We start from the raw sequence: 12,121 nt of genomic DNA on the forward strand, positions 1-12,121 counted from the left end.
TGCCGAAGGATGGGGAAACGAAATACCCCTGCCAGCAGGTGTGTCGGCTCACCGTCGCGTCGCGCACCATCACCCGGCACCCATGCCCGGCGCCCTTGCGCAACGCCCCATCCTCTGTCCCCTTGGCCGGACCTGTCCCCTCCTGGTCCGCATGCCCGACATCTCCCCGTCCTCTCCGGCTCCGCGCCGGGCCATCTTCGGCTGGATCCTGTTCGATCCCGCCTGCCAGCCCTATTTCACCCTCATCACCACCTTCATCTTCGCCCCCTATTTCGCCTCGGCCGTCGCCGCGACGCCGGTTGAGGGGCAGGCGCTGTGGGGCTTCGCAACCGGCGCGGCGGGGCTCGTCATCGCCTTGTGCTCGCCGCTCCTCGGGGCGGTGGCGGATGCGGCGGGCCGGCGCAAGCCGTGGATCTTCGCCTTCGGGCTGATGATGATGGCAGGCGCGGCACTGCTGTGGTTCGCCGAGCCGGGGAACACGGCGCGCATTCCCCTGGTGCTGGCCGCCTTCGCCATAGGCACCATCGGGGTGGAGTTCGCCACCGTCTTCAACAACGCCATCATGCCGGCCCTCGTATCCAAGGAGCGGCTGGGGCGGCTGTCGGGCGCCGGCTGGGCAGCGGGCTATTTCGGCGGGCTGGTGGCGCTGGCGCTGATGCTCGCCTTCTTCTCCACCCAGCCCGATACGGGCCTCACCCTTCTCGGCCGTCCGCCCGCCCTCGGGCTGGATGCGGCGGCGCGGGAGGGCGACCGCTTCAGCGGCCCGTTCACGGCGCTGTGGTATGCCGTGCTGGTGGTGCCCATGTTCCTGTTCGTGCCCGACGCGCCCCGCGCCATGCCCATGGGCGCGGCGATCCACACCGGCCTGTGCGAGATGCGCAAGCTGCTGCCGTGGCTGATGAAGCGGCCCGCGCTGGCGCGCTTCCTCATCGCCAACATGGTCTATACCGACGCCCTCGTGGCGCTGTTCGCGTTCGGCGGCATCTATGCGGCCGGCACGTTCGGCTGGGGCTCCATCGAGATCGGCATCTTCGGCATCCTGCTCACCCTCACCGGGACCGCCGGCGCCCTCGCCGGCGGCTGGCTCGACGACGCGCTGGGGCCGCGCACGGTGATCCTGGGCGCCCTGCTGGTCCTGCTGTTCGCCGCGGTCGGCCTGCTCTCGGTGGGGCGCGACGCGATCCTGTTCGGCTTCGTGCCCACGGCACCGGGCAGCGGGCTCTACGGCTCGGTGCCCGAAAAGGTGTATGTGGGGCTCGGCCTCCTCATCGGCGGCGTGGCCGGCCCGCTCCAGGCCGCCTCGCGGACCCTGCTGGTGCGCCTTGCGCCGGCCGGCAACATGGCGGAATGCTTCGGGCTGTTCGCCCTGTCCGGCAAGATCACCTCGTTCGCCGCGCCCACCTGCGTGGCGCTGGTGACGGCGGCCACCGGCAGCCAGAAGGCGGGGGTGGCGGTGCTGGTCGCCTTCTTCGCCCTCGGCGCCGCGCTGCTGGCGCGGGTCGCGGCGCCGGACCAGGCCCCGGCGCCCTGACCCGCGTTCTGAACGCGAAGAAAGAGAACGCGTTGTCCGATCAGATCGCGATGCAAGGGAGGCCCGCAATGTCCATCCGCTCCATCCGCTTCGACCCGAAGCCCGCCATCGACGCCGCGTCCGCCACCACCGTCCACGAATGGTACCAGGACCGCACCGGCGCCTTCTCCGCGGGTTTCTGGGCGTCCGAGCCGTCCGAGATCGCGGTCCGCTACGACGAGGACGAATTCTGCGTGCTGATCGAAGGCACGGTGGAGCTGACCGACGCCTCGGGCCACACCGAGACCTACGAGGCCGGCGCCTCCTTCCTGATCCCCTCGGGCTTTGCCGGCACGTGGAAGAGCGTGACGCCGGTGCGCAAATTCTACGTGGTGCACCTGCCCAGGGCGCAGGAACCGGCCGCCCCGGCCTGAACCCTTCGCCGGAACCGCGCCCGGGCTTTTTGTGTTGGCCTTCCGAGACCTCGATCCGGAAGGAGAAATCCCATGTCCGTGCGACTTCAGATCGCCGCCATGCTGTTCCTGATGATCCAGGCGGTTCTATTCTTCACCGGCCTGCTCCTGGTGCTGCTGACGCCGCTGTCCCGGGAGGCCCTGGAGCTCATGCCGTGGGTGGTGGGCGGCACCGCCCTGCTGTCGCTGCCGCTCTCCTGGTGGCTGGCGCCGCGCCTCAGGGCCCGCACCTGGCGGCGGCACGGCACCCTCGATGCCCTGAAATGACAGGAAAGTGACCGCCGAAGCAGGATCGGCCCGGCGCCCTCGCAATCGCCGCCATTGAGTGCCATTTTGTTCTCAATAGAGAATCAGGCCTTGCGAGAGTGCGCCCTTGACCCAGTTGACCGATCCGCGCCGGCGCCCGGCTGAGCCGGCGCCCGAGCGCCCCGCTCCCCGCGCGGGCGGCATCGCCGCGCGCGCCAGCGCCGCCGCGGCCCCGACGCCGGACTATCTGAACGGCCTCAATCCCGAGCAGCGCGAAGCGGTGGAAACGCTGGACGGCCCCCTCCTCGTCCTTGCCGGCGCCGGCACCGGCAAGACGCGGGTGCTCACCGCCCGCGTCGCCCACATCCTGTCGCAGGGCCGGGCCTATCCCTCCCAGATCCTGGTGGTGACCTTCACCAACAAGGCGGCGCGGGAGATGAAGGAGCGCATACACGCTATGGTTGGCGACCAGGTGGAGGGCATGCCGTGGCTCGGCACCTTCCATTCCATCGGCGTGCGCATCCTGCGGCGTCACCACGAGCTGGTGGGGCTGAAATCCGGCTTCACCATCCTCGACACCGACGACCAGATCCGCCTGCTCAAGCAGTTGCTGGCCGCCGAGAACATCGACGAGAAGCGCTGGCCCGCGCGGCTGCTGGCCTCCACCATCGACGGCTGGAAGAATCGCGGCCTGTCGCCGAAGGACGTGCCGCCCGGCGAGGGCGCGGTCTTCGCCAACGGCCGTGGCGGCACCCTCTATGCCGCCTATCAGGCGCGGCTGAAGGCGCTGAATGCCGTGGATTTCGGCGACCTGCTGCTGGAAGGCATCCGCCTGTTCCGCGAGAACCCGGACGTGCTCGCCGAATACCACAAGCGCTTCAAGTACCTGCTGGTGGACGAGTATCAGGACACCAACGTGGCTCAATATCTGTGGCTGCGCCTGCTCGCCCAGGGCTCGAAGAATGTCTGCTGCGTGGGCGACGACGACCAGTCCATCTATGGCTGGCGCGGGGCGGAGGTGGACAACATCCTGCGCTTCGAGAGCGATTTTCCCGGCGCCAGGGTGATCCGGCTGGAACGCAACTACCGCTCCACCGGCCACATCCTCGCCTCCGCCGCCCACCTCATCGCCCACAATGAGGGCCGGCTCGGCAAGACCCTGTTCTCGGAAGGCGAGGACGGCGAGCAGGTCACCGTCACCGGCGCCTGGGATTCGGGCGAGGAGGCCCGCGCCGTCGGCGAGGAGATCGAGGCACTGCAACGCGCCGGGCATAAACTGTCCGAGATCGCCATCCTGGTGCGCGCCTCGTTCCAGATGCGCGAGTTCGAGGACCGCTTCGTCACGCTGGGCCTGCCGTATCGCGTCATCGGCGGCCCGCGCTTCTATGAGCGGGCGGAGATCCGCGATGCGCTGGCCTATCTGCGCTGCGTGAACTCGTCCGCCGACGACCTCGCCTTCGAGCGCATCGTGAACGTGCCCAAGCGCGGCATCGGCGATGCCACGGTCAAGCAGATCCACGATGTCGCCCGCGCCGCCGGGCTGCCGCTGCAGGAGGCAACCCGCGTTCTCACCGAGAGCGAGGAGCTGAAGCCCAAGGTGCGCGGCACCCTTCGCGGCCTCGTGGAGGCGTTCGGGCGCTGGCGCGAGCAGGCGCGGGTCATGTCCCACACCGAGCTTGCCGAGATCGTGCTGGACGAGAGCGGCTATACGGAGATGTGGCAGAAGGACCGCTCGGCGGAAGCCGCCGGACGGCTCGAAAACCTGAAGGAGCTGGTGCGCTCCATGGAGCCGTTCGAGAACCTCTCCGGCTTCCTCGAGCACATCTCCCTGGTGATGGACACCGACAACGGCGCCGGCGAGGACGCGGTGCAGGTGATGACCCTGCATTCCGCCAAGGGGCTTGAGTTCGACACCGTCTTCCTGCCCGGCTGGGAGGAAGGCCTGTTCCCCCACCAGCGGGCGCTCGACGAGCAGGGCAAGGCGGGGCTGGAGGAGGAGCGCCGCCTCGCTTATGTGGGCATCACGAGGGCGCGGGCCTCGGCGCGGATCTTCGTGGCGTCCAACCGGCGCATCCACGGCATGTGGAACTCCACGGTGCCCTCCCGCTTCCTCGACGAACTACCCGACGCCCATGTGCGGGTGGAGGAAAGCCGCGGCGGCGCGGGCTGGGGCGGCTCCGGCTATGGCGGCGGCAGCTACGGCCAGAGCCGGTTCGACCGCGCCGAGCCGTTTGCCGCCTCGTCCTATTCCACCCCCGGCTGGCAGCGGGCGCAGAGCAATCGCGGCCGCACCGATTCCGGCCCTTCCCGCGGCGGCTTCTCCGAGCGCGGCGGACGCTATGATGCGGGCGGCTCCGCCCGGCGCGGGCCCATGGTGATCGAGGGCACGCTGGTGGCCACCTCCACCGGCGCGGCATCGGCCTTCAACACCGGCGAACGGGTGTTCCACATCAAGTTCGGCTATGGCGAGGTGACCGGCATCGACGGCAACAAGCTGACCGTCCAGTTCGACAAGGCCGGCGAGAAGCGGGTGCTGGAGACCTTCGTCGAGAAGGCGTGATACCCGCGCGGCACCTGGGCGAAGCCATCTCGCCCCCGGTCAAAGACCGGTGCCGTCGGCAAGACGACCGCGCCTTGGGCGGCACCGCCCTTGACGGAAGCGCCGCATGCGGCCGACAAGCGCGGATATGCGGCCGAGGCGGCCGGGGCCCGCCGTGCGGCGGGGAGCCCGAGACCCACGCCCTCAAGATGAACGGATGATTTCGCCCCCATGCTCGAAGGCCTTCCCCCCAACGATGCCACCCATGTGATGCGGGTCGCCGCGCCGCGCGTCGCGGCCCAGCGCATCGCCGACCTCATTTCCGAGACGTTCGATCCCGCCGAGGTGGCGGTGGCCAATTTCGAGCGGACGGACAATGAGTGGGTGGTGGAGGTCTATGCCGGCTCCGCCTTCGACGCGGAACGGCTCGCCGAGTTGGTGGAGATCGCCGTGGGGCCGGAGATCGCCCGGGGCGTCACCTTCGGCGACGTGGAAGAAAAGGACTGGGTGGCCGCAAGCCTCGAAGGCCTCGCCCCGGTGCGCGTCGGCACCTTCGTGGTCCATGGCGGCCATGACCGCGGCCGGGTGGGGCCGAACCTCATCGGCATCGAGATCGAGGCGGCTCTCGCCTTCGGCACCGGCCATCACGGCACCACGCAGGGCTGCCTCAACGCCATCGTCGATGCGGCGCGGCTTGGGCGGCCCTATCCTCGCCGGGTGCTGGATGTGGGGACGGGAACCGGCGTACTCGCCATCGCGGCGGAGCGGATCTTCCACACCCGCGTGGTGGCCAGCGACATCGACGCGGTGGCGGTGCGCACCGCCCGCGCCAACGCGAAGGCCAACAAGGCGCCGGGGGTGCGGATGATCCATGCGGCCGGCGCGGGCGCCCGCGCGCTGGGCCAAGGCGGCCCCTATGACCTCATCCTCGCCAATATCCTCTTGCCGCCGCTGAAGCGGCTGGCGCGGCCGCTGCGCCGGCTGATGGCACCGGGCGGACGCATCGTGCTGTCGGGGCTGTTGTCGGCGCAGGTGCCGGCGGCACTCGCCGCCTATCGCGCCCAAGGGCTGCGTCTGGTGTCGCAGCGGCACATCGAAGGCTGGGCGACGCTCACCCTCGCAGCGGATGCGGGGCGTCCCCTGCGCTGAAGCAGGAGCGCCGGGAGGCGGACCCGCTCGCACCCGACCCGCTCGCACCCTGGGGCGCGGGCGGTCGATCCGGGGTAAATTGGAAAACCAAGGCCGATCAGGGGAGCGGATCGCAGCGCGAGCCGCTCCCGGCGTCTCAGGCGACGGGATCGCGGCCGTGGATCTGGACGTAGCGGGCGTATTCGCGCTCGGCCTGCTCCTTGCGGGCAGCAACGACCGCCTCAAGGAGACGGGCGAAGAAACCCTTCTGGGTGGACGAGGCGGTCTTGGACGAACGGACGATCTTGCCGGTATAGGTGACGGCGCTCATAGAGGCCTCCTGCAAATGGGCTTTGTTGCCCTTTTGCAGTGCAAACTACTCCCCCTCGCAGCGCAGCAGAACTCTTGCCCCGGCATGCCTGCCCTGCGCAGAGCGCAAGGAAACAGTTTTGCCTGAAGAGGCGACCGCCGGGCCCGGGCCGGCGGTCGGGAGAGTCGGGATTGACGCGGATGAAAGGGCCGGCGGCGCCGGCTTGCGCGTCAGTAACGGGCCGGCATGGTCACCTGCCGGCCGAGACCCTCGGGCGGCGGCAGGGCGGCATGGGCGGCGCGCATGGTAGCGATGCGCTCCAGCACGTCATCGGGGAACGGAGCCACGTGGCGGGTCCGCAGGTCCACATGGAGCACCATCTGCTCGGTGGTGGCGGAGACCCAGCCTTCGGAGGCATGGTGCAGGGTCTGGAACAGGTGCAGGCGCTTCTCGTCATAGTCGATGAGGCGCAGCGTGACCCGGACCGGCGAATGGGGGGCAAGTTCCTTCAGGTAGCGGATGTGGCTTTCCGCGGTGAAGAACGAGGCGCCGCGCCGCGCCGCATAGGTCGGGCCAAGGCCCAGCAGGCACAGGGCTTCGTCAACGGCGCGATCGAAGATGAGCGTGTAATAGGCCACATTCAAATGACCGTTATAATCAATCCATTCCCCCTCCACCTTCATGGCGGAAGACACGAACGGAGCGAAAAACACGGGCTCAAAGTCGATCCGGTCAAGCATGGCCGCCTCGCTTCATCTGCATTAATGTGCCGTTGATGAGCACACTGTGACGCGAGAAAAGGCATTCGTCACGCCCCAAAGCGGCGCGACGGGCGAATCACAAAAGTCACTGTCAAGTTCAATATGGCTCAGAACGAGCTATTTCTGGGGATGACTCCAAGGCCCCTGTCCGGCTCCCGGCCGGCAGGCGCGAGGCAAAGTTAAGGAATCGTAAATGGTTGTTGCAGCCGCGAAATCCGAGCTCACGCTTCTGGAGAGAAGCTTCGCCGTCATCGAACGGCTGAAGGCCGAGCTTGATCACAAAGTCGTGACCGGCCTCGCCGTCCGCGAACAACACGCCAACGTTACCACCTACCTGCCCAACGAGCCGGCAGATGCGGTGGTCTTCGCCGAGTGCATAGAAGATGTGCAGGCCGTTGTCCGGGCGTGTGCCGATTATGAGGTCCCCGTGATCCCCTGGGGCGCAGGCACCTCGCTGGAGGGCCACGTGAACGCGCCCTTCGGCGGCATCTGCGTGGATCTCTCGCGCATGAACCGCATCCTCGCCGTGAACACGGAAGACCTCGACTGCGTGGTCGAGCCCGGCGTCACCCGCAAGCGGCTCAACGAGGAGCTGCGCGACCAGGGGCTGTTCTTCCCCCTTGATCCCGGCGCCGACGCCTCCATCGGCGGCATGGCCTCCACCCGCTGCTCGGGCACCAATGCGGTGCGCTACGGCACCATGAAGGACGTGGTCCTCTCCCTGAAGGTGGTGACGCCCACCGGCGAGGTCATCACCACCGCCACCCGCGCGCGCAAGTCCTCCGCCGGCTACGACCTCACCCGCCTCTATGTGGGCGCCGAGGGCACGCTGGGCATCATCGTCGAGATCACCCTCAAGCTGTTCGGCATCCCGGAGGCGGTCTCGGCCTCGGTCTGCCCGTTCCCGAGCGTGGAGGCGGCCTGCAACACCGTCATCGCCACCATCCAGAGCGGCATTCCGGTGGCCCGCATCGAGCTTCTGGACGAGGTGCAGGTGAAGGCCTCCAACGCCTACGCCAAGCTCGCCCTTGCCGAGACGCCCACCCTGTTCCTCGAATTCCACGGCACCGAGGCCAGCGTCCACGAGCAGGCGGACCGCTTCGGCGAGCTCGCGGCCGAGTATGGCGGCGGCCCCTCGGTGTTCGCGGTGAAGCCGGAGGAGCGCTCGAAGCTGTGGCAGGCCCGGCACGACGCCTATTGGTCGGTGTTGCCGCTGCGGCCCGGCGCCAAGGCGGTGGCCACCGACGTGTGCGTGCCCATCTCGCGGCTCGCGGAGTGCGTCATGGAGACCAAGCGCGATATCGAGGAGATGGGCCTCATCGCCCCCATCGTCGGCCATGTGGGCGACGGCAACTTCCACACCACGCTCATGGTGGACGTGGACGACCCGGAGGATTTCGCGAAGGCCAAGCTCTATATGAAGCGACTGGTGGAACGCGCCCTCGCCATGGGCGGCACCTCCACCGGCGAGCACGGCATCGGCCAGGGCAAGATGAAGTACATGGCATCCGAGCACGGCGAGGAGGCGCTTGAGGTCATGCGCTCCCTCAAGCGCGCCCTCGACCCCAAAAACATCATGAATCCGGGCAAGATCGTCGCGATCTGATCGCAATCCCTGCGCATAGGGAACAGGTCCCCCTATATAGGGGACCTTTCGGGGAGACGGGCGTGCAGGGGATACTGATCAGTCTCGCCACGGCGGTGATCCTGGCCATCAGCGGGGCGTTCGCGGCCCCGTTCGTGGTGGACTGGAACGCGTGGCGCGGGACGTTCGAGACGCAGATCAGCCAGGCGCTCGGCGTTCCGGTGGTCATTCGCGGCCCCATCGACGCCGAGATTCTCCCCGCCCCGCGCATCCTGCTGCGGGATGTCACCCTGGGCGACGTGGTGTCCACCGGCGGCACCGTGAGGGCGCTGCGGGCGGAACTCTCCCTCGGCGCCCTGCTGCGCGGCGAGGTGGAGGCCACCGGCGTCAGCCTGGACCGGCCGCAGATCCGCCTCGTCATCGACAGCGCCGGGCGGATCGCCCTGCCCACCGGCGCCCAGCGCCCCGCCGCCCTCTCCATCGCCCGGTTCGAGGTCAAGGACGGCACCCTCGATCTCCTCGACCGCGCCTCCGACCACACCCAGACCCTGGACGGCCTCAACCTTAAGGGCGAGGCGCGCGCGCTGTCCGGCCCGTTCCGCCTCGACGGCGAGGTGGAAGCGCAGGGGACGCGCTTCGCCATTCGCTCCACCCTCGGCAAGATCGGCGACGACGGCACCGGCCGCCTGCGCCTCGTGCTCGACGGCCGCAACCGGCCCTATGCCCTGGACCTCGACGGGGGCCTCGCCTTCGCCGACGCCAAGCCACGTTTCGAAGGCCGCGCCACCCTCTCCCGCCATGGCGGCGAGGGGCTGGAGGCCTGGCAGCTTTCCGGCACGCTGAAAGCCAGCCCCGACGCCGTGCTGGTCGACAGCCTCGACCTCGCCCTGGGCGGGGCGCAGACGCCGGCCCAGCTTTCCGGCTCGGCCCGGCTCACGCTGGGGCGGGCGGTGGGACTCGACGCCGTGCTCAATGCCCGCAGCCTCGACCTCGACGCCCTGCGCGCCGCCACCGACGGCGTGCGGAACACGGCAAGGGACAAGGCCACCGCCGACCAGAACCCCGCCGCCGCCCTGGCGCGCTTCCTGTCCGGCGTCGCCGCGCTGCCGGCGCCCGACATCGCCTCGCGCGTGGGCCTGTCGGTGGAGCAGCTCATGCTCGGCGGCACGCTGGTGCGCGACGTGCGCGCCGACATTTCCGGCTCCGCCGCCGGCTGGCGGGTGGACAATGCCGAGGCGCAACTGCCCGGCAAGGCGGCGCTGCGGCTCTCCGGCATGCCGACGCGCGGCCCGGGCGGCGGCTTCGACGGTGCCGTGACCTTCTCGGCGGACGATCCCGCCATCTTCCTGCGCTGGGCGGCGCCGTCCGCCCCACGCGAATACGTGGCCGCGGCGAAAGGCCCGGTGCGCATCAGCGGCAAGGTCAATGCCGGGCCGACGCGGATCGCGGTGGACGGGCTCGACGCCACCTTCGCGGCCAGCCGGGTGCGCGGCTCGGCGGTGGCGGCGCTCGATGCCGGAGCACCACCCAGGCTCAATCTCAAGCTCTCCCTCGACGGCTTCGATCTCGACCCGCTGGTCGCCGCGCTCCAGACCGCGGCGGCGGCGGTGGGCGGCGGCGCGGACGGCGCGCTGGTGCTCGACGGCCGCAACCTGACCCTCGCCGGCCTGCCCCTGCGCGGCCTCACCCTCGACGGGGCCGCCACCGGCGGCAACTGGCGGCTGACGCGCATCGCCATGGAGGATCTCGCGGGCATCCGCCTTGAAGGCGCGGGCCGCATGGAGAACTTCTCCACCACGCCGCGCGGCGAGTTCAACTTCGTCCTCTCGGGAACCAAGGCCGACGGCCTCATTCCCCTCGCCCGCCTCGTGGCCGGGGAGCAGACCGCGCAGGCGCTCGCCGCCCTCCAGCCCATCGCCGCGCCGGTGAAGCTTTCGAGCACCGTGGTGTGGGGCGAGGCCGGCGGGCGCAACATCACGGTGGCCGGCACGCTGGGACAGATTTCCGGCGACGTTTCCTTCGCCCGCAGCAATGCCGGGGTGCCCCTGCGCATCGCCCTGAAGGCCGATGCCACCGACGGCGCGCGCGCGCTCGCGGCCTTCGGCATCGAGGGGCTCGGCCCGCGCCTCGGCCCGGCGCATGTGGAACTGTCCGTCTCCCCCCTGACCCACGACGAGGCGCAGGTGCGCGGCCGGCTCACCCTCGCCGACATGACCGCCCAGGCGGAGGGCACGGCGCACCTCGCCGGCGGCACCATCGAGCCCAGCCTCGCGGTGCGGCTCGATGGCGGCGACCTCGGCCGCATCCTGCCCCAGGCCTCGGCGGCGGTGGAGGGGCCGGTGCCCTCCGCGCTCGCCTTCACCCTCGCCCGCAAGGGCGGACTGTGGCGGCTCGACACCATCACCGGCTCGCTTGCGGCGGCGCCGGTCTCCGGCACCCTCGATTTCGAGCCCGGCCCGTTGCCGCGCATCGGCGGCAAGCTGGCCTTCGACAGCCTGTCCCTGCCGCGCATCCTCGGCATGTTCGCCGCCCGCACCGGCCCCGAGCCCGCCGGCACGCCCGGAACCTGGAGCGCGGCGCGCCTGCAGCCGGCGGCGGTCTCCGGCTTCGGCCTCAATCTGGAGCTGACCGCGGCGCGCCTCGCCGTCGTCGGTCCCTACGGGCTGGGCAATGGGCGCCTCGTGCTGGCCAGCGACGGCACCGACCTCGAGGTACGCGACATCTCCGGCAGCCTCGGCGGCGGACGCGCGGCGGCCACCCTGCGTGTGCGCCGGCAGGGCGACGGCGTGCAGGCGGATGGCCGGCTCGTGCTGGAACAGGTGGATGCGGCGGCCATCCTGGCCCCCACCGGCGCCCGCGCGGCGCCGAAGGGCAAGGTCAATGTGCTGGTGGATCTCGGCGGCTCCGGCCGCAGCGTGCTCGGCGTCGTGCAGGGCCTGTCGGGACAGGGCACGCTGGGCGTGCGCGATCTCGTCATTGATGGCGCAAGCCCGGCCGGCCTCGACCAGGCGCTGGCGGAAGCCGCCGGCCTCTCGCCGCCGCCCGATGAGCGGCGCACGGCGCAGATGCTCGACCGCGCATTTGCCAAGGGGCCGCTGCGCATTGCCTTCGCCGAGACCACGCTGGGCATGGTGAACGGCGTCGCCCGCCTGTCCCCGGCCCGCGCCACCGCCGACGGCGTGCGCGTGGGCTTCAACGGCAGCTTCGATTTTCCGCGCCTCGCCATGGACGCGACGGTGGAGCTGGAAGCCCCCGAGGGCGCGGGGGGCACGCCCGGCGGCAGCATCGTCTGGCGCGGCCCGGTGGCCAATCCCGAACGGCGCGTGACCGCGCCCGCCCTCACCAGCGTCATCGCCATGCGCGCCATCGAGCGCGAGACGCGGCGGCTGGAGGAGCGCCAGGGCCGCGCCACGCCCGAGCCCCAGCCGGTGGCGGCGCCTGCGACTCCGGCCGTCGCCGCGCCGGCCGCGCCGGCCGTGCAAAGCCAACCTGCGCCTGCGGTTCCCGCTGCGCCGAAACCCGTCGCGCCGCCGGCCCAGACCAGCAGCCCGCAGCCGGCCCCCTGTCTC

At 70.5% G+C, this 12,121-nt stretch carries 9 protein-coding genes; 7 read left to right on the top strand and 2 right to left on the bottom strand.

The genetic code is table 11. From position 1 onward, the window contains the following. The first annotated feature begins 151 nt into the window (after nucleotides 1-151). The 5 genes from K9U40_RS13510 to K9U40_RS13530 all read left to right on the top strand — a co-directional run bounded on the left by K9U40_RS13510 (nucleotide 152) and on the right by K9U40_RS13530 (nucleotide 5,917). Nucleotides 152-1,531 (top strand): MFS transporter, encoded by a 1,380-nt coding sequence (locus K9U40_RS13510; RefSeq protein WP_282890692.1) that lies wholly within the window; start codon nucleotides 152-154, stop codon nucleotides 1,529-1,531. Nucleotides 1,532-1,599: 68 nt separating this feature from the next. Next, complete coding sequence (locus K9U40_RS13515) at nucleotides 1,600-1,944, top strand: cupin domain-containing protein (RefSeq protein WP_282890693.1); 345 nt, start codon at nucleotides 1,600-1,602, stop codon at nucleotides 1,942-1,944. A gap of 72 nt (nucleotides 1,945-2,016) precedes the next feature. Beyond that, complete coding sequence (locus K9U40_RS13520; RefSeq protein WP_282890694.1) at nucleotides 2,017-2,250, top strand: hypothetical protein; 234 nt, start codon at nucleotides 2,017-2,019, stop codon at nucleotides 2,248-2,250. Between the two features lie 115 nt (nucleotides 2,251-2,365). After that, nucleotides 2,366-4,789 (top strand): ATP-dependent helicase, encoded by a 2,424-nt coding sequence (locus K9U40_RS13525; RefSeq protein ID WP_282890701.1) that lies wholly within the window; start codon nucleotides 2,366-2,368, stop codon nucleotides 4,787-4,789. A 210-nt stretch (nucleotides 4,790-4,999) separates the two neighbouring features. Next, nucleotides 5,000-5,917 (top strand): 50S ribosomal protein L11 methyltransferase, encoded by a 918-nt coding sequence (locus K9U40_RS13530; protein ID WP_282890695.1) that lies wholly within the window; start codon nucleotides 5,000-5,002, stop codon nucleotides 5,915-5,917. Nucleotides 5,918-6,053: 136 nt separating this feature from the next. Here K9U40_RS13530 and K9U40_RS13535 read toward each other — a convergent pair whose 3' ends face one another. Together K9U40_RS13535 and K9U40_RS13540 are read right to left on the bottom strand one after the other, a co-directional pair. After that, nucleotides 6,054-6,227 (bottom strand): hypothetical protein, encoded by a 174-nt coding sequence (locus tag K9U40_RS13535; RefSeq protein ID WP_282890696.1) that lies wholly within the window; start codon nucleotides 6,225-6,227, stop codon nucleotides 6,054-6,056. Between the two features lie 209 nt (nucleotides 6,228-6,436). Continuing rightward, nucleotides 6,437-6,946: a thioesterase family protein gene (locus tag K9U40_RS13540; RefSeq protein WP_282890697.1), complete on the bottom strand. Its 510-nt coding sequence runs from the start codon at nucleotides 6,944-6,946 to the stop codon at nucleotides 6,437-6,439. Nucleotides 6,947-7,160: 214 nt separating this feature from the next. Between K9U40_RS13540 and K9U40_RS13545 the strand changes: the two genes are divergently transcribed. Both K9U40_RS13545 and K9U40_RS13550 read left to right on the top strand, forming a co-directional pair. After that, a complete protein-coding gene (locus tag K9U40_RS13545; RefSeq protein ID WP_282890698.1) occupies nucleotides 7,161-8,573 on the top strand; it encodes an FAD-binding oxidoreductase in 1,413 nt (470 codons plus the stop codon). A gap of 62 nt (nucleotides 8,574-8,635) precedes the next feature. Next, nucleotides 8,636-12,121, top strand: a 3,486-nt coding sequence (locus K9U40_RS13550) for an AsmA family protein (protein ID WP_282890699.1), incomplete at its 3' end; no start/stop codon positions are given.

This window comes from Xanthobacter autotrophicus, assembly GCF_030015065.1.
GTDB classification, from domain to species: Bacteria; Pseudomonadota; Alphaproteobacteria; order Rhizobiales; family Xanthobacteraceae; genus Xanthobacter; species Xanthobacter autotrophicus_D.